The 25,323-nt window shown below is 37.2% G+C and carries 15 protein-coding genes and 2 riboswitches; of the genes, 14 read left to right on the forward strand and 1 reads right to left on the reverse strand.

Annotation, left to right across the window (positions count from 1 at the left end; translation table 11 throughout):
• Positions 1–106 precede the first annotated feature (106 nt).
• The 5 genes from pulA (at position 107) to Q0X59_RS02810 (ending at position 8,967) form a co-directional block, all read left to right on the forward strand.
• Entirely contained in the window at positions 107–5,617 is a 5,511-nt protein-coding gene (gene pulA, locus Q0X59_RS02790; protein ID WP_297643032.1) for a type I pullulanase, read from the forward strand.
• Between the two features lie 330 nt (positions 5,618–5,947).
• A riboswitch (TPP riboswitch) is annotated at positions 5,948–6,051 on the forward strand.
• On the forward strand, positions 6,042–7,112 hold the full coding sequence (thiO, locus tag Q0X59_RS02795; RefSeq protein WP_297642988.1) for a glycine oxidase ThiO: 1,071 nt from the start codon (positions 6,042–6,044) through the stop codon (positions 7,110–7,112). It overlaps the preceding riboswitch by 10 nt.
• A 33-nt stretch (positions 7,113–7,145) precedes the next feature.
• Positions 7,146–7,352: a sulfur carrier protein ThiS gene (thiS, locus tag Q0X59_RS02800; protein ID WP_075523126.1), complete on the forward strand. Its 207-nt coding sequence runs from the start codon at positions 7,146–7,148 to the stop codon at positions 7,350–7,352.
• A 50-nt stretch (positions 7,353–7,402) separates the two neighbouring features.
• Positions 7,403–8,227: a thiazole synthase gene (locus Q0X59_RS02805; RefSeq protein ID WP_075523129.1), complete on the forward strand. Its 825-nt coding sequence runs from the start codon at positions 7,403–7,405 to the stop codon at positions 8,225–8,227.
• A gap of 8 nt (positions 8,228–8,235) precedes the next feature.
• Entirely contained in the window at positions 8,236–8,967 is a 732-nt protein-coding gene (locus Q0X59_RS02810) for a HesA/MoeB/ThiF family protein (RefSeq protein ID WP_297642991.1), read from the forward strand.
• 4 nt (positions 8,968–8,971) lie between these two features.
• On the opposite strand, the gene thiM is transcribed toward Q0X59_RS02810, so the two are convergent.
• Positions 8,972–10,498: a hydroxyethylthiazole kinase gene (gene thiM / locus Q0X59_RS02815; protein WP_199172725.1), complete on the reverse strand. Its 1,527-nt coding sequence runs from the start codon at positions 10,496–10,498 to the stop codon at positions 8,972–8,974.
• A 24-nt stretch (positions 10,499–10,522) separates the two neighbouring features.
• Positions 10,523–10,616: riboswitch (TPP riboswitch) on the reverse strand.
• Between the two features lie 185 nt (positions 10,617–10,801).
• Between thiM and Q0X59_RS02820 the strand changes: the two genes are divergently transcribed.
• From Q0X59_RS02820 to Q0X59_RS02860, 9 genes are all read left to right on the forward strand, one after another.
• On the forward strand, positions 10,802–13,180 hold the full coding sequence (locus Q0X59_RS02820) for a VWA domain-containing protein (protein ID WP_233186094.1): 2,379 nt from the start codon (positions 10,802–10,804) through the stop codon (positions 13,178–13,180).
• A gap of 84 nt (positions 13,181–13,264) precedes the next feature.
• A complete protein-coding gene (locus Q0X59_RS02825; protein WP_103042948.1) occupies positions 13,265–14,641 on the forward strand; it encodes a glycoside hydrolase family 3 protein in 1,377 nt (458 codons plus the stop codon).
• Positions 14,642–15,102: 461 nt separating this feature from the next.
• Entirely contained in the window at positions 15,103–15,714 is a 612-nt protein-coding gene (locus Q0X59_RS02830) for a hypothetical protein (protein ID WP_199172726.1), read from the forward strand.
• Between the two features lie 284 nt (positions 15,715–15,998).
• Positions 15,999–17,933 (forward strand): energy-coupling factor transporter ATPase, encoded by a 1,935-nt coding sequence (locus Q0X59_RS02835; RefSeq protein ID WP_297643067.1) that lies wholly within the window; start codon positions 15,999–16,001, stop codon positions 17,931–17,933.
• Between the two features lie 14 nt (positions 17,934–17,947).
• Positions 17,948–18,721, forward strand: coding sequence for an energy-coupling factor transporter transmembrane component T (locus Q0X59_RS02840; protein ID WP_075523120.1), 774 nt, complete (start codon positions 17,948–17,950; stop codon positions 18,719–18,721).
• A gap of 80 nt (positions 18,722–18,801) precedes the next feature.
• A complete protein-coding gene (menA, locus tag Q0X59_RS02845; RefSeq protein ID WP_297642995.1) occupies positions 18,802–19,914 on the forward strand; it encodes a 1,4-dihydroxy-2-naphthoate octaprenyltransferase in 1,113 nt (370 codons plus the stop codon).
• A 261-nt stretch (positions 19,915–20,175) separates the two neighbouring features.
• Positions 20,176–20,943: a response regulator gene (locus Q0X59_RS02850; protein ID WP_075523118.1), complete on the forward strand. Its 768-nt coding sequence runs from the start codon at positions 20,176–20,178 to the stop codon at positions 20,941–20,943.
• Positions 20,944–21,012: 69 nt separating this feature from the next.
• Positions 21,013–24,183, forward strand: coding sequence for a DNA polymerase I (gene polA / locus Q0X59_RS02855; RefSeq protein WP_297642998.1), 3,171 nt, complete (start codon positions 21,013–21,015; stop codon positions 24,181–24,183).
• Positions 24,184–24,245: 62 nt separating this feature from the next.
• Positions 24,246–25,133, forward strand: a complete 888-nt coding sequence (locus Q0X59_RS02860) for a Nif3-like dinuclear metal center hexameric protein (protein WP_297643000.1) — start codon at positions 24,246–24,248, stop codon at positions 25,131–25,133.
• Positions 25,134–25,323 lie beyond the last annotated feature (190 nt).

Consider the following 25,323-nt stretch of genomic DNA (forward strand, 5'->3'; position numbering starts at 1 on the left):
CAATGTTTACGTGTTCATCAATGTCAATGTAAACGATGGAGAATATGCGTTGGCACCAATGAAGGAAAGGATAATGATGAATCGTCATCGGGATTTCGCATCGAAGATGGTTTCAGTAGCAGCTTCAGTTGCAATGCTTGTAACATGTTTTGCTGTTACTGGTAATGCGAATGCTGAAAATACTGCCGGGGGGGGGGTTGCTTCCGGTAGCAAAGAAACTTCTAATAATGTAACACTTAATGGCAAGGGTGTTATTGTTACTGCTTTTCAGCAGAATTGGAATAGTATTGCTGAGGAGTGCACTAATACTTACGGTCCTGAAGGTGTGAAATATGTGCAAATTTCGCCTTCTCAGGATCATATTAAAGGTGAAGCTTGGTGGACTTCTTATCAGCCTGTGAGCTATAGCTTAAATTCTAAGCTTGGCACTGAAGCTGAGTTTAAGCATATGATTACTACTTGCAAAGCAGCGAATGTTGGAATTATTGCTGATGCTGTTATTAACCATATGACTGGTTTTGATAATAAAGATACTGTCGGTGTTGGTGGAAGTAAGTATGATGCGCCTAATCAGTCTTTCCCGGATGCTGGATACACTAAAGACGATTTCCATCAGAGCACTGAAGAGATTAAAGATTATACGAATGCTGAAGAAGTTTGGACTCACAGGCTTGTAGGCTTGCTTGATTTGGATACTTCTAAGACTCACGTGCGCGAAGTTTTAGGTAAGTATTTTGCAGATTTATTGAAACTCGGTGTTGCTGGTTTCCGTGTTGATGCTGTTAAGCATATTTCTCCAGAAGATATGAGGGGCATTAAAGCTTCTGCTATAAAGCAATACAACGAAAGTGTTGACGACAGCAAAAAGATTAATGACATTTGGTGGATGCAGGAAACTATTGGCAATCCTTCAGAAGCTGCACAAATTAAGCCTGCTGCGCATTTAAGCGAAGGCGAAGTAAACGAATTTGGCTACTCTTACCAGCTTAAGCAAAACTTTAAAGGCTCGCTGATGAAGGCAAGCAAGCCGCTGAACAAAATTCAAGACGGAATGGTTGAAAGCGATAAAGCTGCTATTTTCGTTACGAATTGGGATACAGAGCGCGGTAACAGCGTGCTTACATATAAGGACGGTCGCCGTTACGCTTTAGCAAACGCGTTCATGCTCGCGTGGCCATACGGCACTCCAAACGTGTATTCCGGATACAAGTTCGATAAGAATGATGAAGGTGCGCCTGGTGCAACTGATATTTCTGTTCCAGATGTAACTTGTGGTAAGGATTCCAATTGGCAGTGCTCTCAGCGTTGGACTTCTATTCGTGGAATGGTTGGATTCTACAACGCTGTTCAAGGTGCTAAAGTCACAAATTGGCAAGATGATGGCGATAACAACGTTGCTTTTAGCCGTGAAAAGAAGGGCTTCTTAGCAATCAACAATTCGCTTGACGAAAAAGAAGTTTCTTATAAGACTGATTTGCCTGATGGTGAGTATTGCAATGTGTACGCTGCAGGTGACTGCTCTAAGACTGTTAAAGTTGCAAATGGTGAAGTTAAAACCAAGATTGGCGCTCGCGAAGCTGTAGCTTTACATGTTAATGCCACAAAATCCAAGCATCCGGCTGGCACTGCTGCAGACGCATCTGATCCTCAATATGGTGTAGAAAAGCCTGATGCGGGCATGCCAGAAGATCCTAAAACAACTATTTACTTTAAGCCAGACGAAAAGTTTAAAGATAAGAAAGTATACGTTCATTACGGCATAGGCTCAAGCTGGACTCAAGGTCATGGTGAAGAGATGAGCAAGGCTTGCGATGGTTGGTATAAGAAGACGATTACAACCAATGGCAAAGCTTATGAAGCAGTATTTAACGATGGCAAAGATTACTGGTATCACGAAGGAGATAATAATAACTTTAAGATTCCAGCTCACACTGATTCGTATGTAGCTCAAGATCACAAGGGTAGTGTTGGAGTAAATCCTTGCCCAGTAGCGTATAAGCCAAAGACTACTGTTCGCATCCACTACAAGCCAAAAGCTGGTGATACTCGCGATATTGGCGTTTATTTGTGGGGTAAAGACAAGGATGGTAAAGATCTACATGGAACTTGGCATCCGTTTACTGGCACGGATTCTTTCGGCAAAGTTTTTGAAATTACAGTTTATGGAGCTTTTGAAAACAAGTCACTTTCCTTTATTACTACCACAAAAGAGTGGGGTAAAGACGGTGGTGATCGTGCTATTGAAAACTGTGCAAGTGGTCTTGCTGAAGCTTGGGTAACAGGCGGAGCTTGGGCAAATCCTAATGAAAAAGACACTAGCGATAGTACTAAGTTCACTGCTCCAGACAACCTTAAGAAGAAGCCAAAAGAGTTAAAGGTAACAGTTCATTATCGCAGGAATGCTGGCGATTATGAAGGCTGGAACATGTGGACTTGGAACGATGGAACTAATGGATCTGCTCGTTACTTCACTTCGCATGATGATTATGGCAAGATTGCAACCTTTACTGCTAAGAATGATGGTGGTATTGACAGTGTTGGCTTCAAAGTTAGAAAATCTACGCCAATTAACGCTTGGGATAAACAAGATCCTAGTGACCGACTTATTCCAAACAATGCAATTAAGCTAGATCCAAGTGATCCAAACAAGGGTAGTGCTGAAGTCTGGTTAATGCAAGATGACATGACAGTATACTTAAACGCTACTATGCCACAACTTACAGCTCACGTGATGTCTGCTGATATTGCTGGCTTAAAGAAGTTATCTGTAAAAGTATCTGGTGACGTGTCTTCTGTAAAAGACTCTGACGTAACACTTTTGGATGCTAGTGAAAATCCTGCCACGACTGTTGAGATTGCTTCTGTTAAAGCTAATGGTTCAGAGATTACTATCGAAACCAAGAATGACCTTAATATTAAGCATAAGTATGAGTTGAGTATTAAGGGATTAGCTAAAGATATTAAGCTTTCTGCTTCCTCAAAAACTGGTGCTAGCGTAATTCGTACCGATGAATTCGATAAGAAATATGCTTACACTGGCAATGATTTAGGTGCTGTGTATTCTGCTTCTTCAACTACTTTCAAGCTTTGGGCTCCAACAGCAACTGAAGTAAAGTTGATTACTTATAAGTCGACTCAAGAAAACGCTGAAAAAGACAAAGAAACACCTATGACAGCAGAAGATCATGGCGTATGGTCTGCAAAGCTTGATGGCGACAAAGCTAATACAGCTTACGCATATGAAGTTCATTTTGCTGATGGCACAGTGAATGTTTCTGCTGATCCTTATGCGAAAGCTGCAGTAGTAAACGGTGAGCGTTCTGTTGTATTAGCAGATAAAGACGCAGGTAGTGCTGGAAATCGTATGCCAAGCTTTACGAATCCAAGTGACGCAACAATTGCAGAAATGGATGTTCGTGACTTCTCAATCAATCCAAACTCTGGTATTAGCGATGCTCATCGTGGTAAGTATCTTGGCGTAATAGAAGAAGGTACTAAGACTAAAGATAAGCAGAATGTTTCTGGCTTTGATTATTTGAAGTCGCTTGGTGTCACTCACGTGCAAATCATGCCAATGTATGATTTTGGTTCTGTGAATGAAACTGGTGACTTGAGCTATGGAAAGCCAGGCGCTCAAAATTGGGGTTATGATCCAGAGAACTACAATGTTCCTGAAGGATCTTATTCTACTGATCCTGCTAATCCAACAGCGCGAGTTAAGGAAGCTAAGCAAATGATTGCTGGTCTTCATAAAGCTGGCTTGCGTGTGATTATGGACGTGGTTTACAACCATGTTTATGATGTGCAAAAGCATTCGCTTAACAAGACTGTTCCTGGATACTACTTCCGTTATAAGGATGGCGCTCTGAATGGTAATTCTGGATGCGGAAACGATACTGCGTCTGAGCGTCAAATGATGCGCAAGTATATTTTGGATTCTGTAAAGTATTGGGCTACGAATTACAACCTTGACGGCTTCCGATTTGATTTGATGGGCTTAATTGACCTGAAGACTATGCAAGAAGTGCGTGCTGAGCTTAATAAGATTGATCCGTCAATTATTGTGCTCGGTGAAGGCTGGGATATGAATGAACTACTTCCTAAGAGCGAGTCTACTATTCAGCCAAATGGTTATAAGATTCCAGGAGTAGCGTTCTTTAACGATTCATTCCGTGATTCTGTAAAAGGTTCTGTGTTTGATGCTAAGGGTACTGGTTTTGTAAATGGCAATACAGATAAAGGTGTTAAGGCTTTGCTTGAGCATAATTTGCTTGGTTGCCAGTTTGACACGAGTACTGTTAAGTGCTCGAATGGTAATGCTGAAACGCACTTTGCTGATGCAGGTCAAATTGTTCAGTATGTTGAAGCTCACGATAACTTGTCGTTGTACGATAAGCTAAAGGTTTCTGCGCCTACAGACACTGAAGAAGTACGATTGAAGCGAGTAAAGCTTGCAAATTCAATGATTTTGCTTTCTCGTGGCATGCCGTTTATTCAGCTTGGTCAGGAATTCTTAAGAAGTAAGAACGGTAACCATAATAGTTACAATGCTGGCGATAAAGATAATGCTCTTGATTGGAATCGTGCTGCTGACAAGTCTGATTCCGTGAACTATTTCAAGGGATTGTTGAAGCTACGCAAGAGCATTAAATCTCTTCGTGATTTTGATTATGCAACAATTAACAAGAACATGAAGATGATTGATGGCACTCCTGATGGTGTAATTGCTTACACGCTTAACGATGCAGATAAGCAATATGTTGTAGTGTTCAATGCTAATAATGCTGAAACTCAAGTAAAGATTCCAGCAGGAAAGTATTCTGCTCTTGTTGCTGATGGCAAAGTCAATGAAACTGCTCAAGAGGCTAGTGTTTCTGCTGACGGAACATACAAGGTTGCTGCTCTTTCGACTGCTGTGTTGCTTAATGCTGAAAAGAAGAGTGAGCCTGTAACTCCATCTCCTCAGCCTGGTCCTGTGACTCCTAAGCCTGGTCCGGTAACGCCTGAGCCACCTGCTCCGGTTGTTCCAACGCCAGCTCCGGCACCGGCTCCAGCTCCAGCTCCAGATAAGACCCAAACTCCTGTTGCTCCTGCACCTTCTGCTCCAGCAGCTCCAGCGCCTTCCTCTGTTAAAAGTCTTGAACCTGAGTTGAAGAATACTCTTACTGTTGGTAACAATAATGTTGCTACTGCAGGTGTTGCAAACAAAGTTATATTGAATGTTTCAGATAACGAGTTTATTGAAAAACTTAAGAGTGATGGAGTGATTTACGCTTATGCGTATATTTACTCTAATCCTCGTTTGCTTAAGAGTACTGATGGTTCTAAGTATGTGACTGTTCGAATGGTTGATGGTAAGCCTGAGTTTAACGCTTTGTTCCCATCTGATTATTCGGGTAAGCATACTGTTGTGTTGGTTGATGAAACTGGTAAACAGATCGCTTGGACTAACATTGTTGTGAAGAATGAAACACAAAACAACAACACAAATAAAACTAATCAAAAGAAACTCAAGAACAACCTCACTAACACTGGCGTGAATGTTTTGAGCGTTCTTGTTGTTAGCTTGTTAGCGTTTGCTGTTGCGTGTGCTCTGCGTAAGCTTCGCGCAAACTAAACATAAGCAATACAACTGATATAACTGAATAATTGATATTTCGTAATATCAGTTTGCGATTACTAGGGGTGGAAGATTTGCTCTTATAGCAGTCTTCCACTCTTATTTTTATTTAATAGTAGATATTCTAAAAGTCGTATGCTTTTAAATTTGATTTTAAGTGTTTTATTTTTTAATTTGACATACCATTGATTAACGTATTTTTTATAAAAGTGCTAAAATTTTTTCGGTATAGTGATGCAATAATAGACTATATTATTAAGTTTATTTTGTGTGAAGTTCTTATATTAGAGCTTTGAGTTATACTATGCATGGTCTTGAGCTATCAAGACTTTTTATCACGGGAGCTTGTTCTATACAGGCTGAGAGGGCGTAAGCCGACCGGAAACCTGATGCGGGTAATGCCGCCGTAGGAAGGAGTATCATGCGAAATATTCGTATTATTGGTGCAGGTATCATTGGTTTAGCAACAGCGTGGAGACTCACGGAAGCTGGCGTTAAAGTCAGCATTATAGATCCAAATCCAGTTTCTGGCGCTTCTCACCATGCTGCAGGCATGTTAGCTCCTACAGCAGAAATGCAATATCAGCAAGAAGCGTTATATCCACTTATGTTTGAGTCTGCAACAATGTACAAGGAATTAGTTGATTCGGTTGCAAAGTATACTGATAAGCCAACCGGTTACTTAGAGTGCGGATCTTACGTAATTGGTGGCGATGCAGCAGATAACGAGCACGTAAACGAGTTGCTAAATTTGCAGCACCGTTACGGACGTAGAGCTGAGCATATTTCTGTTAGTAAGCTTCGTGAGATTGAGCCTGCTCTTTCGCCAACTATTGCTGGCGCTGTGAGTGTTCCAGATGATCATCAAATAAATCCTCGTCTTTTCACTGCAGCAATGATTGATGCACTTGAAAAGCGCGGAGTTGTGATTGAACGCCGCTCGAGCACTCCAGATGATTTAGGTCCAGATACAGTTTTGGCTTCTGGTTTAGGTGCAAAAGATATGCTTCCACAGCTTAAGCTTCGCGCTGTTTGGGGAGATATGATTCGAATGACTATTCCTGAGCCATTGCGTCCAATTCTTAGTTCTGTTGTTCGAGGTTTTGTGCACAATCGACCAGTGTATTTAGTTCCTCGTGCTAAAGAAACTGGCGAGCTCGTGCTTGGTGCTACATCTCGTGAAGATGATCGTGATATTCCAAAAGTTGGTGGAGTTCTTGATTTGCTTCGCGATGCTCAAAGCGTGCTTCCTGGTATTCAGGAATGCTCTATTACAGAAGTTACTGCAGGAGGTCGTCCTGGAACTCCAGACGATTTACCATTTATTGGTATTGATCCTAAGACTCATACTACGATTTCTACAGGTTACTTCCGTCATGGAATTTTGCTTACAGCTTTAGGATCTTCTTTAACTACAAAGCTTGTGCTTGAGCAAGAGCTTACAGAAAAGGAAAAGGGATTCTTGGAAAGCTGTGATCCTGCACGTTTTTAGGCTAAATTTTTAGACGTTAATAAAGGTTGAATTATGCAAATCGTCGTCAATGGTGAAACTATTCAAGTGCAAGATGGCTTAACGGTTGCTGAGCTTATTGCGAAACGTTATGGTTCTGATGCGGGTCCTGGCATCGCAGTAGCGATTGGCGACGATGTGCTAACTCGTGCTCAATGGAAATCAACGCTTATATGTGATGGGAATCAAATTGAGATTCTTAGTGCAGTACAAGGCGGATGACTTTAAATAATTCGAGTATTTTTAGTAAAAATTTATATAAGAGGCTTAAAATGACAGAAAATAATTCTAAAGATAACGTAGAAGAGAATAGTGATTCATGGCAGCTTTGCGGAAAAACCTTACATTCAAGGCTTTTGCTTGGCACTGGTGGTATGACTAGCATTGACATTATGGAGAAGTCGCTTGTTGCATCAGGAGCACAAGTCGCAACTGTTGCACTCCGCCGTCATGCAAAAACTGGAGTTGATATTTATGGCATGTTGCAGCGTCATAATATTAACGTTTTGCCAAATACTGCAGGATGCAAAACTGCGCATGACGCTGTTCTTACAGCTAAAATGGCTCGCGAATCTCTAGGAACTGATTGGATTAAGCTAGAGGTTATTGCAGATGACGATACTCTGCTTCCAGATACTCGTGAAGTTTTGCTTGCTGCAGAAAAGCTTGTTGAAGAAGGCTTTAGTGTTCTGTGCTATACGAATGACGATCCGATTGTTGCTCGTAGATTAGTTTCGCTTGGTGTAAAAGCTATAATGCCGGGCGGTGCTCCAATTGGCACAGGGCTTGGAATTTTAAATCCTAGAAATATTGAGCTAATTGTTCAAGAGAGCAATGAATCAAATATTCCTGTGATTTTGGATGCAGGCGTTGGCACTGCTTCAGATGTTGTTAAAGCATTTGAACTCGGATGCTCTGGAGTGCTTCTTGCAAGTGCTGTAACTCGTTGCCAAGATCCTGTGAAGATGGGTTATGCAATGGCTGCTGCAGTAAAAGCTGGAAAACTTGCTCATGATGCTGGTCGTATCCCTAAGCGTGAACATGCACTTGCTTCTTCTCCTGTTGAAGGTCGCGCTTGGGCTGACTCTGTATTGTAAGTGATTAAATGTTGATTGATAAAACTTATGATAACGTGCAGGAGCTTGAGGATGAGCGTACTTGCCGCCACAAGCTCTTGCCAGGCTTTACTACTGCGCATCAACTGTTGCTTCGAAATGCGAAAATTTGCATGATCGGCGCTGGAGGGCTTGGATCTCCATGCTTGCTTTCTCTTGCTGCTGCTGGTGTTGGTGAAATAACTATTTGTGATGATGATGTTGTTGAGCTTTCTAATTTACAAAGGCAAACTTTATACACTGTTAATCAATGTGGAGAATCTAAAGCACAACTTGCTAAAAAGCGTTTGCAAGCTTTATCTCCAGGATTAAAAATAAATCTTGTGTCACGTTTTAATAAAGATAACGCTGAACAACTTGCAAAGAATCATGATTTAATAATTGACGGCTGTGATAATTTTGAAACGCGTTTTTTGATTGCAGATACTGCTTGGAGTGTAGGAACTCCAGAAGTTTACGGTTCTGTGCTCTATTATGAAGGTCAAGTAAGCGTTTTTGTTCCATTTAAAGGTCCAAATTTACGAGATTTGTATCATTGCCCTCCTCCTGAAGAAATTGTTCCAAAGTCTGCCGTTTTAGGCGCTACTGCAGCTATTATTGGTGCAATGATGGCTACTGAAGCAATAAAGCTTATAACTGGTTTAGGTCGTCCTCTTATCGGTGTTTTAGCTCGTTATAATGCTTTAGATAATTCTTTAAGGCATTTCAAGTTCTCTTCTTGATTTTTTACTTTGTTATTACGTCTTTTAGAGTTTTTGCAACTTCTTTAGGGTTTTTTGCGCGCATAAGTGCAGAAACAGTACATACTCCATCGATTTCGAGATTTCTAATAGGGAATACTGTATTTTCGTGGATTCCTCCGATAGCTAATGTTTTTACACCCATTTTATGAGCTACTTTAGCTACTTCATTAACTCCGTCAATTCCAAGTGGTGGTACATCGTGTTCTTTAGTTGTTGTAGCGAAAGCTGCTCCAATACCTATTACATCTGGAAGAGGTACATCGTGTTCTTTGCACTCTCTATAAGCTTTTTCCATTAAATCAGGTCTTGCACAAGATAATCCAACCATCCATTCTGCAGGAATCTGTTTGCGTGCTTCAACGAATGGCATGTCTTTTTGACCTATATGCAAATTAAATCCGAGTTTAGAAGCAACGTTGACTGAATCATCAATGAAAATAGGTACATTTGCATGACGTGATTTTATTAACGCTTTTCTAAGTTTTATAGCTTTAGAAGAAATTGTTGCATCGTCACAATATTTATCTCGTAGTTGTAATACAGTTACTCCGCCTTCTACGCTATCTACAGCTACGTCTTCTTCAGCACGGTTGCTCATTTTAGGATCAGTAACTAAGTACAAAGTCCAATCTGTTGGTTCAATAGTGAACTCTATATTTGTGAGTTCTAGCATTTTTTCAACGCTTAGAGTTGATAATGCGTCAATCCACAAAGTGCGGAATGTTCCTGGTGCTATTGAAAGTTGTTCAGCGTATGATCCTGCAGCTTTAGCGTGAACGTGAGCTGCTACTGTTGCAGCTAATGGTCGTTCTGGGTTTGCTCCAACATAAGCTGCTATTAGTGCTCCAAGAGTGCAACCAGTGCCAACCACTTTTGTCATGATCTTACTTCCGCCTGTTATTCTAGCGAAGCATCCGTGTGCGTAAACTGCGTCTTCTACTCCAGAAATTGATATAACAGACCCGTATTTTTTGGCTAGTTTTCTAGCTGCTTGGATAGCGTTGTCAACTGTATCTTTAGCGTCAACGCCTTTCATATCGCTTTTTATTCCTGAAAGAGCTAGAATTTCAGACGCATTAGCGCGTATAACAGTTGGATTATGTTTTATTATATCTTTTACAAAATTATTTCTAGTTTCTAATGCTTCTAATCCAATTCCAACAGGATCTAAAACCCATGGAGTTCCTGATTCTTCACAACCTTTAATAGAACTGTATATTGCGCGCGATCTTGAATCTTTTTGGAATGTTCCAACGTTTACGAGCACTCCGGATGAGATTTTTGCAATATTATATGATTCTTTCGGATCGCATACCATAATAGGAGATGCTCCTGCTGCTAACAGTGCATTAGCTGTTATGTCTTGCACAATTATGTTTGTTATGCAATGCGTTAAAGGATTATTTTTGTGTACTGTTTCAATACATTTTCTTACGTCATTTATAAACATTCTTTTGCGCGCTTTTTTTGAAAATGATGTATCGAAATATGTATTTTCGTTTTTAATCATGTTTTCGTGTTTGTTATCGTTATTAAGCATTTTATATGATATTCCCTTCGCTAGTTCTAGCTAGATCAGGTTCAACGGGTGTAATCTCAGCGCATTTTGCGCACCCCGAACCGTGATATCACGCGATGTCATGTGATATCTAGATTTTTGATTTTATCGCTTTGGATGTATTTACTGTATTCGAGTTTTATGCATATTTTGATTGATATTGATAATTTGTGTCTATATTTTAATTGTATATAATTGACTTATAGTGTTTATTTTAGGCGTTTTATTTCGTTAAAATACATTGGAGAAGAAGATATGAATTGCTCGAAGTGCGGATATAATAATTCTGAGGATTCTAAATTTTGTGAAAACTGCGGTAATAATCTTGTAAGAAAAGATGATTCAAATTCTAAACCTACATACATTCTAGATCAGCAAAAGTCGTTATCGAATCAGCCGAATTTTAGTAGAACTAATCAATCTACTCAATTTAGTAAGGGTTTAGCGTTTAATAATTCTCCGAATAATCTTTCACGATTCAATAACACTAATATTTCTGCTTCTAGTGGAAATAATAATTTAAATAATAATGATATTAGTTCTAGCAATGTAAATCCTCATACAAATAATCCTCATACAAATAATCTGAATCAGGCTCCGAATCAACCTTTGCATCAACCTTCTTTTGGAAACGGTTCTTCGTCTTCTTCGTCTTCTCAATCTTCTCCATACAGTCAGTCGAATCAATACCAATCTTCACAGTATTCATCTAATCAAGGCTACGGTTATCAGCCTAATTCTCATATGAGTCAACCAGGATCTGGGCAGTCGTCTTATTCTAATTCTTATCAAAATAATGGTTCGTATTCGCCTAATAATTCATATTCAGTTGGGAATAATCCTCAATATTCTAGACCGTATGGCGCTCCTCAATCAAATCCTTCGTCAAATTATCCAACAAGACCTTACGGAAATCCTAAAGGAATTCCTTCAAATAGTGCGTCTTCGTCTGCTGGCGTTCAATCTTCTGCTGGAGTTCCTGCTCAATCGTCTGTGACATCTAGTTCTGTGCCATCTAGCTCTGCATCATCTAGCTCTGCATCATCTAGCTCTTCTGTACCATCTGGTTCTTCGCCGTATTATTATTCGAATTCTCTTAGTTCGACACCTAATGATGCAATGGACTCTGCTATTTCATCTATTGCTAATGGTTTTAAGAATGTTGCTTATGGTACTAAGAATGTGTATTCAAAAATTGTTCTTTGGCCTTTGTGGGTGAAAATCGTATCTGTGATTTGCACGATTCTTATTATTACTGTTCCAGCTGGATTGATTTCCTATTATAATTGGGTAAATCGCTTCCAAATGCCATACGGTAAACTTCGTTCAGCGATTACTCAAAACGTAGCTGATAATTACAAAATAAGAATTGTTGGCTCTGACGTTAGAGATTATCCTCATGTTAAATTGTATTTTTCTGTGACAGATAATACTGGAGAATCTTTGGAGATTGAATCTCCAACTGCAGCTATTAAAGAAAAAGTTGGTAAAGGTTCAGATATTGAACGTAGAATTCGCAATATTGAGCGTATAAAAGACAAGCAAGGCGTTGGCTATGAAATTATGCTCGATAAGTCGTATTCTATGTACAATTCAATGGACATCATGAAAAATACAATGAAAGACTTCGTTAGAGCTCTTAATTATAAAGTTGGAGATAAAGCTGAAGTTATTTCTTTTGATACTTATTTGATGTATATGGCTTCTTATACGAAAGATGAAGATAATCTTCTAAACGGCATAGATAATATGGAGCCTTACGGTAATACTGCTTTATACGATGCTTTGTACACTGGCGTTACTAATGCTTCTAAAAGAATTGGAGCTAATTGCGTTATTGCGTTTACAGATGGCGAAGATAATATGAGCCAGCATAGTATGGATGATGTAATTTCGTTTGCAAAGGATAAAGGTATTCCGATTTATTTGATTGGTACTGCAGATGCGAATACAACTTATTTGCAAACTATTGCTGAACAAACTGGTGGATACTTCTGGAACTTGAAATTTATCAAAGATATGAGCGAGGTTCTTGATCGCATTAAAGCAAACCAAGATAATGTTTATTGTCTTGAATACGATTCTGATTCTTCTGCTGACCCATATGCAGATCGTGTTATTTCTGCTCTTCTTGCTGATTCTAAGCATAGTTATTCTGGCGGAATAGGCGATGATCTTCCGTTTAATCCTATTAGAGGAGAAAAGGTTCAGAAAGCTTCTTACACAGTTCATAAAGGCGATGTTACTTGGACTGAAGCTAACGCTGCGTGTATGCAAGATGGAGCGCATTTAGCAACTATTCCTACTAAAGATGAAGAAGATAAACTTATTCAATTAGCTGAAGAAAATGATATTAAGTATGTTTGGATCGGTGGATATACGTCTGAGCGACCAAATGGAGATGTGTTCGCGCATTGGATAACTGGTGAAAAAACAACTTATACAAATTGGATGCAAGGTGAGCCAAGTCGTAATGATCGAGATGGTTCTCCTGAGTTTTATCTTATGTTGTGGAAAGTTGGGGATCAATGGTCTTGGAATGATGAGAGGGATAATCTTTATAATTCTTCTTATTTGCATGACACTTTTTCCGGCAAAACAGGATACATTTGCAAAGTAGATTCTAAGAATTGATGAGTATTTTAAACTTTTATAAGTTTATAAAAGTTTAAATTATTGATAAGTTTAAGCGCGTAAAATCAAAACGTGGTGGTGAATATGTTTAATTGCAAAGATCCGCGGTCTTCGGCTCACTCGAACCCACGCATAAGACGTGATGCAAATCGCGCAACGCGTGTATGTATGCGGCGTGTTCACAGCTTTTCGTTGCGAAATATATTTATAAGTTTTGTGTCTGTAATTGCAATTATTTCTGTTATATCTGTAATTATTTTTGGCGCTTATAAAATTTATGAAAATAGTTTGCCTAGCGGTTTTAATGCATCTTCGCGAGAAAGTATACTATCTAATTCTAGAGATAAATCTCATAATGCTACAAAAAAATATCGTTTTCGTTTTAATGTTTCAAATGAAGAAGTCGATAAAATACTGAAATCTATGACTCTAGAAGATAAAATTGCTCAAATGTTTATGGTAACTCCTGAACAATTGATTGGTGTGAAGAATGCTGTTACTTCCACAAATAGAGCAACATATAAGAGATTTTACGCGATTCCTGTTGGCGGAATCATGTATAAGTCCGAAAATTTGTTAGATCCAAATCAAACTAAAAATATGATATCTAGTTTTCAATCTTTAAGTCAATCTAGAGTTAGTTTGCCTGCATTGATTTCAGTAGATGAAGAAGGTGGAACTGTAGCTCGTGTTAGTAAAAATCATGCTATGAATGTTAAAGATTCTCCTAATATGAGCGATGTTGGTGCGTCTAAAAAGACTATCAAAGCGTTGCAAATTGGAAGATATATGGGCAAGTATCTTTCTGATCTAGGATTTAATGTTGATTTTGCTCCTGTAGCAGATGTTTTAACTAATCCGAATAATGAACTAATGCGTAAAAGATCATTTGGTTCTGATCCTAATCTTGTAACTAATATGACTTCTGCTTTTACACAAGGATTGCAATCTTCTAATATTTTTGCTACTTATAAGCATTTCCCTGGTCATGGTTCTACTAAAGAGGATTCTCATAAAGGTATTACTATTTCTGATCTTAATGAAAAAGAATTGGAACATGTTGATTTGAAACCATTCAAAGACGCGTCTGAAATTGGAGTGCAATTTATTATGGTTTCGCACGTGTCTTATCCGAAAGTTACAGGCGATAATACTCCAGCGAGCATGTCTGAAAAGATTGTTACAGGTTTAGCTCGTAAAAAGTTGAAGTATGACGGTGTTCTTATATCTGATTCTATGGGTATGGGTGCTATAACTAATTCTTTCTCATCAGGTCAAGCAGCAGTTCAAGGTATTCGTGCTGGATTAGATATGCTTTTGTGCCCTCAAGATCTTTCTGTAGCTTATAAATCCGTATTGAGAGCTGTTCGAAATGGTTCTATAAGTGAGAAACGTATTGACGAGTCTGTTCGCCGTATTATTAGAGTTAAGTTGCATCTTGAATCTTCATCTTTAAATTAGTTATTTTGTTTTGCTTTTTTTGTTTTATTTTTTTGTTTTATTTTATAGTTTTTCAAGTTGTTTTGTTTCGCTATATTTATTTTTTATTCAAATTATATTTGCTTTTGTACGCTTATAGTGTTAGCATCAATGACAACACAAACTTATATCTTATTTGAATTAAGTTTTGTGAATAACCACTGTAAGTGTATGAATTTGGGAGGTAGATATCATGCGTAACATGAATGCTCAATCTCTCGATGTTCGTAGTGCTGTTCGTATGTGGTGGTGGCAGACTTCTCTTTGGCGTAAGTTTACTCTGAAGTTTTAGAAGCTGCACAAATAAAGTAAAGCTTGTAAAGACCTCCGGGTAAACCGGGGGTCTTTTTGTATAACAAGCTTAATTTTCAAAATCACAAAAATTCGATTGCGCTATATTCGCTTATAGAGCATAAACAAGGAGAGAAATCATGGATAACGAAATGAATGAAAAAAATGGAGTTGACGCTAATATTACCAATCCAACAACTTATGACGCATCATCAATGATGCAAAATGTGAAAGTAAAGCATCATGCTTTAGATATTACTTCATTAGTTTTAGTTGCAGTTTTATTTGCTGCAGGATGCATTCTTGATTTTACTGTTGCTAAACCTCTTCGTATTGGAAATATCCAGCCTGAGTTTGTTATTGCTTCCTTCTGCTTGGCGATTTTATTAGTTCGTCCAAAGATTTATCAAGGAGCTATTATTGGAGCCCTTGCTGCAACATTAATTCAACTTAATACTTCGATTCCATTCCTTGAATATGCGTGTGATATTCCTGCTGCAATTATTATGACAGCTATTTTAATTGGATATGTCCATCTCTTCCCAAAGGATGCTGCTCGTAAAGTAAGTGTTTTCCCATTTATTGCTACTTTTGTTACAACAGTAATTTCTGGCTGCATTTTCGCTTCTATTGCTACTTGCTTTATTATGCATTCCCCAGAAATGATAATAGGAATGTTGCCAATTATTTTTGGCACTGCTGCGTTTAATGCTATTATTGTTGAGATTCTTTACACTCCAATAAGGCTTGTATTGCATAAGTAAGTGAATTCAGCTACGTAAAATGCATGTAATTTTATTTGTTATTATTTGTAGGCATAGTGTGCGTAGTTATGAATTAAGCGTAGTTATGAATTAAGCGTAGTTATGAATTAAGCGTGGGTTGGCACTAGCTATGAATGTAGTTAGTGCCAACTTGTGGCGTTGTTTTATGCAAAAATTCGTGTGTTTGTGCGAGTGTGTTAGAGTTGAGAATTGTTATGCAAACAAAAAAAGAAGAGATTTCAGACAATCGCTTACTTGAACGGACGGGACAGCGTAAAGAGATTATGGAAGAAACTCATGATTCCAACAGTGTTAAGCCATTGCTTGAATTAAACGATGTATCTTTTCAATACATTATTCATCGTGATGGAAATAATGAGTCTAAAGATAAGAAACATAATGAAAGTAATCTTAACTTTGCTCTTAATAAAGTAAATCTTAGTATTTATACAGGTGAATTTGTTGGAATTATTGGACCAAGTGGCGCTGGTAAAACAACTCTTGCTTCGCTTTTTTCTGGTGCTATTCCTCATCATTATTCAGGACATCTTTCTGGAACTGTGAATATTGCAGGATATGACACTAATAGTCTTGAACTTACTAATATTGCTTGCTTAATTGGTTCTGTTATTCAAGATATTGACGCTCAAATGGTTGCTGCAAATGTGGAAGACGAGTTGCTTTTTGGTTTAGAAAACTTTTCAGTTCCGCACGATGAAATCCTTCCTCGTATAGAGAATGCTCTTGAAACTGTTGGTATTACTAACTTGCGTAATCGTGATTTAGATACGCTATCTGGAGGTCAGAAGCAGAAGGTTGCTATTGCTGCTATTTTGGCTTTAAAACCTAAAGTTATGGTATTAGATGAGCCAACTTGTGCGTTAGATCCAGTTTCTTCTCGTATGATTTTCGATGTTTTAAGAGATTTGAATAGAAACTTTGGTATTACTGTTGTAGTAATTGAGCAAAAAGTGGCTTTATTAAGCGAGTATTGTAAGCGTCTTATTGTGCTTTCTAAAGGTGAGCTTGTGATGGATGCTCCTACAGGAGTTGCTCTTAAAAATGCTGATTTGCTTAGTGAAGTTGGTATCAATTATCCGCGTACTACTCATCTAATTAAGCAATTGCAAGAGGAACAAATTTGTAGTAATTCTGAGCTTACTGTTGGAGTTGAAGAAACTGTAGATACTATTGTTAAAACTTTGCAATCTGATATTCCTAATACTTCTAATACTTCTGATTCTTCTAATTCTTCTAATACTTTTGATTCTTCTAATATTTCTGAAACTTCTGATGAAAATAATGCAAATATTTTAGAATCTGTTAATGAACTTTCTGACTCTCGCATTATAAAATCTAATAGTTTTGCAAATCCATGCTTATCGCTGAATCATGTGAGTTTTGCTTATACAAATGGTGTTAAAGCTCTTGAAGATGTTTCATTTAATGCAAACAGTGGTGAATTGATTGCGTTAATTGGAAGAAATGGCGCTGGTAAAACAACTATTACAAAGATTATCAACGGTTTATTAAGACCTACAAAAGGTAGTGTAATAATCGATGGAATTGATACTAAAACGCTACGAATCAGTCAAATAGCAAAATATGTATCTACATTATTCCAAAATCCTGATTATCAATTATGCAAAGAAACTGTTCTTGAAGAAGTAGCTTTTAGTTGTAAGTTAATTGGTGAAGATTCTAATCAAGCTCAAGCGCATGCAATGGAAGTTATTGAAAAACTTAATCTTAACCCTCTTGATATTCCGTTCATGTTGTCTCGCGGTCAGCGTCAAATGGTCGCATTGGCTGCAACTGTTGTAACGCGTCCTAAAATACTAGTTCTTGATGAGCCGACTTGTGGTCTTGATTATCGCGAATGCGTTCGAATTATGCAAGTAGTTGAAGATTTGCGAGATCATGGATGTTGTGTGATTATGGTTTGCCACGATATGGAAGTAGTACTTGATTACGCAACTCGTCTTATAACAATCAATGATGGGAAACTTATTATTGATGGATGTGCTCGCGATGTTTTTGAAAATCCAGAAGTTACTAAAGCTGCTTCATTATGTCCGCCATTACTTTGTTCTGTTTCTAAAGGTTTAGTTGAGCACGGTTTTAAGCAATGTGATGGTTTATATGTTAGATCTGAACTTGTAGAAGCATTGCGAAACGCTAAATCGCGAATAAATAGAGATTTTAATTGTGAAAAGTAAGGTAGCTGATATTTATGAAAACGAAATTATTGACTTACCAGCATGGAAATACATTTTTTCATAAAGCAAATCCTATTGCTAAACTTGCTCTTGCAACAAGCGCAGTAATAAGTGTGTTTATTGCTCAACAGTATAGCGTTCTTATTGCTTTAATAGTTCTTACATTAGTTTCAATAGCTTGTTCACATATTTTCTCTTCTATGCTTACTCTTATTAAAGCTGTTATTGTATTCACTCTTGTTATGTTTATTATGCAAACAATTGTTATGCAAAAAGGTCACTATATATTTTTATGGTTTACTCAAAGTGGTGTTGATATTAGTGCAAAATCTTCTTTAAAACTATTTTGCTTTGCATTGCCTTTAGTTAGCGTTTTTAATGTAACTAAATTAAACGATCTTGCAAATTCTATAGTTCAATATTTGCATATTCCGTATTGTTATGCTTTTACGATTACTACAGCTGTTCGTTTTGTGCCAATTTTCGCACAAGAAATGTCTGCTATTAGTGAAGCTCAAACTGCTAGAGGAGTCGAGTTTGATACGAAGAATCCTTTTAAAAAGTTAATACTTATGGCTCCTTTAATTGTGCCTTTAGTTATAACTTCTGTGCGCAAAGCAGATTCGTGTGCTTTAGCTGCAGAACATAGGGGATTTTATCTTAGAAATAGCGCATCTTCATATTATAAATATTCATTCACTTGGCGCGATTTGATTATATTTACTATTTCTGTGATTCTTCTTGTTGCTCCTATACTTATTTCGTGTTTCGCTCCATACATAGTGTGATGCAAGTTTTTAGTATGTGTAAATCTGAATATAGGTTGTTTTAACATTCAAGCGTTTTGTTAAAAGCATTGAGGTGTGTAATGAATAATATTAAGTTTTGGATTAAAGGCGCTCGTATATACACCCTTCCTATTGGCTTAGTTCCAGTTGTTATGGCTGGTGTTGTTGCTATAAGAGTAGTTAAAAATTCATATTGTTTTATTAGTTCAACTAATGTTTTTAGGTTAATAATACAATTCATACTTTGTATTGGGATCGCGCTTTTCTTGCAAATATCAGTTAATTACGCTAATGATTATTGCGATGGTATAAAAGGTTTGGATGATAATCGCAATTTACGAAATACAGTTAATAATGATTTTCAAAAGAAGAATAAGTCATCGTTATGCGATGTTTCTTGGAAGTTAGCTGATGCTGGTATTACAAGACATCAAGTTCGTAACTCTATGATTATTTGTGCATTATGTGGATGCTTATGTGGTTTGATTGCTATTGTTATCTCAGGATTATGGTTGTTTATTTTAATAGGTATCTTATGCTTAGCTTCAGCATGGTTTTATGCAGGAGGTAAACATCCGTATGGATATTACGGTTTTGGGGAAATAAGCGCATTTACATTTTTTGGACCTGTTGCATTCATTGGAACTTTATGCATTATTTTTTATGGAATTGGAATTTCAAATCATATTGTTATAAATTCTCCGCTTTCTTCTTTTGCATGTGTTGCAATGTCTTTTATTCCAGGAGGTTGTTCTGCATGCTTAATGATGATTAACAATCTTAGAGATATAAATGTAGATAAAAATCATGGAAAGCTAACTGCAATGGTGCGAATTGGTGAAAAAGCAGGGCAGACCTTGTGCTCTTATGTAGTAGTTATGGTATTAGTTTTTATGACTTTTTATTCTGTTGCTAGTTTGATTTTCCCATCTTTTATGCCATCTGTTTGGCATTTTGGAGTTAATTTTAAAGACGGATTGATTCAAGGTTTCGCGTTTAATACTTTTAGATTATGTTTATTTATATCTCAATGTATTTTGCAATTAGCTGTTCTTGCAATTATGTTCATTAAAGGAATTTCATTGATACGAGTATTGCATAAAAGCGATTACAAACGTGCTTTTCCATTATGCGTTAGTGTATCTATGTTAACTGCAATATCTACATTGTTATTTTTGTTATCTATTTTGTGATATCTTTTGTGATATCTTTTGTGATTATAAAAATTACTTTTACTGCCTTAACTTTTTATATAAAAGCGTTGCCACTTGCGCGTCTTATACATGCTTATATGTACGATTGATACTCACGAACGTTGTGCGCGTTATGCCTTAATTGGGTAAAAATTACACATACTACCGTGTGGTATATGTGAATGAAGTGTTTGTTGGCATGCGCTCGCTAAAAGATACACGGCGGTGTTGCCTAAAGTTGGGCAAGGAAATGAGGTTTGTATGTCTGAATTACGTGATGGTGAAGCATCTGGCGAAATGCCTGTGGTGCTTACTGATGAGGAGCTTAAAGCCGCTGCTAATGAAAATCCTAGTGAAGAATCTAATGTAGATGATGGAATGCGCACTGTAGTTGTTGCAGAAGATGAAGCTGTTAATCGCATGGATTTAGTCGCAATGCTTGAAGACAATGGTTACAAAGTAGTTGGTCAAGCTGCTAACGGTGAAGAGGCAATTGAATTAACTCGTAAACATCATCCGGATGTTGTTTGCATGGATGTTAAAATGCCGGTTGTTGATGGTATTCAAGCTGCAGCTACTATTTGCGATGAAAATATTGCTCCAGTTGTTATGCTTACTGCATATTCTCAAACTGATTTAGTTAAGAAAGCAACAGGCGCAGGTGCTATGGCTTATGTTACTAAGCCTTATGAGGAGTCTAAACTTCTTCCTGCATTAGAAGTTGCTATGGGTCGTTTTGGTGAAATCAATGATTTGCTTGATAGCGTTGAGCGTACAGAAACTCAGCTTCATGATACTGAAGATCAGTTGCGTGCAACTGTTGAAAAGCTTAAGAAAGCTGAAGATACTCTTGAAGAGCGTAAGCTTGTAGACAGAGCTAAAGGCATGCTTATGGATAAAGCTGGGTTCTCTGAGCAAGGAGCTTTCCGTTGGATTCAAAAGACTTCTATGGATCAGCGTATTCCTAAGAAGCGTCTTGCTATGGCAATTATCGCAAAATATAGCGATGATAAACCATCTGAAGAGTAGTGATATTTTTTGTTATTTTATTTTTAAAAGTAAGTTATAGTTATACGGAATGTAGGTGAGTGGTCAACAGTGAATTCCAACATCGTTGAACCTTTAGATAGAAAGAACGAGAAAGGGACGTTGCTGGTTGTTGATGGCCATTCGCTTGCGTTCCGTGCTTTTTTTGCTATACCTTCAGAAAAATTTGTAACTCGAGATGGTCAGTCAACAAATGCTATTTGGGGATTCATGACTATGCTTTCGACTGTTATTGAATCAGAAAAGCCAAATAAATTAGCGATTGCTTTTGATGTTAAAGGTGGAACTTTTAGAAATAAAATGCTGCCTCAATATAAAGGCACGCGAGATGCTGCTCCAGAAGAGTTGATTTCTCAATTTCCAATTTTGCAAGAATTATTGAAGTCTTTAGGTGTTGTTTACGTAGAAAAGTCCGGATTTGAAGGTGACGATATTATTGCAACAATTGCTACGATGGGTGAAAAGGATAATTATCGAACTTTAGTTTTATCTGGAGATCGAGATGCTTTTCAATTGATCGATGATCATATTACAGTGTTGTATCCTGGTCAGCATTTCAAAGATTTGAAACATATGAATGCTGAGGAAGTGTTTAATAAATATCAAGTTTTCCCTAATCAATATCCTGATTTAGCAGCATTGCGTGGTGAAAAATCCGATAATATTCCTGGTGTTCCTGGAGTTGGTGATGGTTATGCTGCTAAATGGATAAATCAGTTTGGTGATTTAGAAAGTATTTTTGCGCATGCTGATGAAATTACTGGTAAAAGAGGTGAAGCTTTACGAGATAATATTGAGCAAATCCGTTTGAATCGTAAAGTTAATGCACTTGTTAGAAATGTAGATTTAGATATAAAAATTGACGATTTAAGTTATGGTGCGGTTGATGCTTCTAAATTAGGTTCTATTCTTTCTCGTTTGGAATTTGGTGAGAATAAGAAGCGAAAAATAATGCGTGTGTTCAATTATAATAAAAAAGATTTGGACGACGACATGTATACTATGCTTCATGCTTCGCAAGATAATTATTCTAAAGAATCTACAAGTAGTAATTCTAGTAGTTCTAGTAATTCTAGTAATTGTGATTCAAATAAAGCTTTCGAGAATTCAAATTATAGCGAATTAGACAATTTAGAAGATGAGATTGACAAATGTGAAGTTACTAATATAACTTCTGTTAAAGATGTAAATGATTGGTTTAATTCTGTTTCGGATTATCTGGATTCCCAGTTGAATTCTCAGCTGGATTCTGATAATAATGAGAAAAATATTAAATGTCCGCTTGTGCTTTATGCAAATGAAACTCAGCATGATAATTATAATGGTGTCCCTCGTGCAGACTCTCTTGTAATTATGGTAGATTCTAAAGTTGCTGTTATTAAATTGCAATCTTCACAATTACTTTTCTTGTCTAATTTGCTGAGAAATAATGTAGATTCTAGCGGAAATAATATTTGTGATTCTTCATCTAATTTGCGTAAATGCGATGAACTTTCTAGTGATTCTTCTGCTAGAGCGCATAATAGTGACCATAATGATAGTTCTTCTAATAAGAAAACAATTTTGCTAATATTTGATGCTTTGCGCTCATATATACGAAAATATTCTTCGTTAGTAGTTCTTCATGATTATAAAAAACATTTAGCATTATTAAGATTCCTCACAGTTATTGATTCTTCAAATGATTTCACTCCTGCGATGGATACTCGTTTAGCTGCTTATCTTGTTGAGCCTGATTCAAAGTCAGAAACTATTGAAGGAGTTGTAAAACACTTTTTTGGCGTTGAGATTGAAACGTCTAACGAAACAGTAGCTACTAAGCAAGGTGAATTAGATATTCTTCTTGATACAGATTCTGCTGATTTAGAACAGCAATCAGTACAAGAATCAGATAGTTTTAAACAACTTATTACTAAAGCTATTCTTATTCGTGCGTTATTTACGTATTTTACGCCAATTCTTCGTGAACGTAAGCAAACATCATTGATGTTAAACCTTGAAATGCCAATTTCTAGAGTTCTTAGAAGAATGGAAGATTGCGGTGCTGCTGTAGATATGAATCGCTTAATTGAGATGCGTGATCAATTTGTTTCTGATTCGCAATTGGCTCAAAATATCGCGTGGGATATTGCAGGTAAGCATGTTAATTTGCAAAGCCCTAAGCAAGTGCAACAAATCCTTTTCGAAGATATGGCATTAAAGCCAACTCGTCGTACTAAAAGTGGATCTTTAACTACAAATGCTGAAGCTCTTCAAGAATTGTATGCGAAAATAGATTCTGATGAGCCAGCTAGCCAATTTTTAGGAGCTTTACTTAAGCATCGTGAAACTAATAAGTTGAAGCAAATTGTTCAAAGTCTTATAGATGCAGCTCATTATAAAGATGGCAGAGTTCATACTACCTATGAGCAAACTATTGCAGCTACAGGTCGTTTAAGTTCAGTAGATCCAAATTTGCAAAATATACCTAATCGTAATGCTCAAGGTCGTGAAATTCGCGCTGCATTCGTTTCAGGTGAAGGTTATGAATCGCTTATGAGTTGCGATTATTCGCAAGTGGAATTGCGTATTATGGCTCATGCTTCTAAAGATGAATCTTTAATTAAAGCATTTTGTTCTGGTGTTGATTTCCATAGATACGTAGCAAGTATGGTTTATTCAATTCCTATGGATGAAGTCACTTCTGATCAGCGTACTCATGTTAAAGCTATGAGTTATGGTTTGGCTTATGGTTTAAGCACTTATGGTTTAGCGAAACAGCTTTCTATTGCTCCAAGAGAAGCATTGGTGTTGAAAAATAAGTATTTTGCTACTTTTGGTAAAGTTCATGATTATTTGGAATCTTTAGTAGATAAAGCTCGTTGCCGTGGATATACAGAAACTATGTTTGGTAGAAGAAGATATTTCCCTCAATTACATTCTAAAAATCGTGTTCTTCGTGAATCTGCTGAGCGTGCTGCTTTGAATGCTCCTATTCAAGGAACTGCTGCAGATATTATGAAAATGGCGATGATTAAAGTAGATAATGATTTGCGTGAAAACGGAGTTTTAAGTCGAGTTATATTGCAAATACACGATGAACTTGTTCTTGAAATAGCTCCTGGAGAGTTAAAACAAGTTGAAAATATTGTTCGTAATGCTATGGAACATACTGTTGATTTGAGTGTTCCTCTAAATATTTCAACAGGTGTAGGCGCTGATTGGCAATTGGCTGCTCACTAATTTATATAGTTGTTTAATATTGGAAGCTGCAACACGCTAAAAACCCGAAAAAAGAGAAAATTATGGCGTCATTATTTCAAACAGTACAAGCGTTAGAATCGCTTTACCCTCTTGAATTTGCTGAATCTTGGGATGAGCCTGGACTTATTGTTGGAGATATGTCTGCATCTGTTAAACGCATTGTATGTGCAGTTGATCCTACTTTAGAAGTTGTTAAGCGCGCGTGCAATATGGGTGCTGATTTATTAGTAACTCATCATCCTCTATTTTTCCGTGCTGTACATGAAGTTTCTGGTCGTTCAGTACGTGGTGAAATTGTTCGTAATCTTGTAGAAAATCATTGCGGATTATGGGTTGGTCATACTAACGCTGATTGCGCTTACAGGGGAGTTGCGCATGCTGCAGCTGATTCTTTAGGTTTGTTTAATCAACATCCTCTAGTTTTTCAAACGAAAGATTCTAATGGTAATGAAGTTGGATTAGGAAGAATCGGAGAATTAGATAGTCCAGTTAGCTTGAGTGAATTTGCTAATAGAGTGTTTAATGCAATACCTCATAGTGAAGTTGGAATACAAGTTTGTGGCGATATTGATGCTCAAGTTTCTAAAATAGCAGTTTTGCCTGGGTCTGGGGATTCGTTATTTAATGAAGTTAGAGCAAGTGGTGCAGATGTATATGTTACAAGTGATTTGCGCCATCATCCTGCTCTTGATGCTATAGAGCAAGCTCGTTACGAGTTTTCGTTGCGTAAAAATTGTGGATTATTGGATTCATGTGATTCTAATTTTAAGCCTATGCTCATTAATACTGCTCATAGTGCAATAGAGTCATTGTGGTTTAACTATGCTGTTGAAGACATATCTAAAGCTGTTGAATCTATTTGCGGTAGTGCTCCTCAAGTTGTTTTGCTTAAAGAGTCTACAGATCCGTGGAATTATGTAATTCACTAGTTTTAGCGTGTTTTTAGTTACTTCTATGTAGCTTTTTGCATTTTAGTTTGTTTTAATTACATAAATTTTATTGATAAATTTCTGAAACAACACGCAAAATAAGGCTGTTTATAAACAAAAATTTGCACAATAAAAGTATTTTTAGCGTATTCTTTATACTTTTCTAAAGAAACGCTAATATATTCATGAA

Source organism: uncultured Gardnerella sp., from assembly GCF_947280595.1.
GTDB lineage: Bacteria > Actinomycetota > Actinomycetes > Actinomycetales > Bifidobacteriaceae > Bifidobacterium > Bifidobacterium vaginale_A.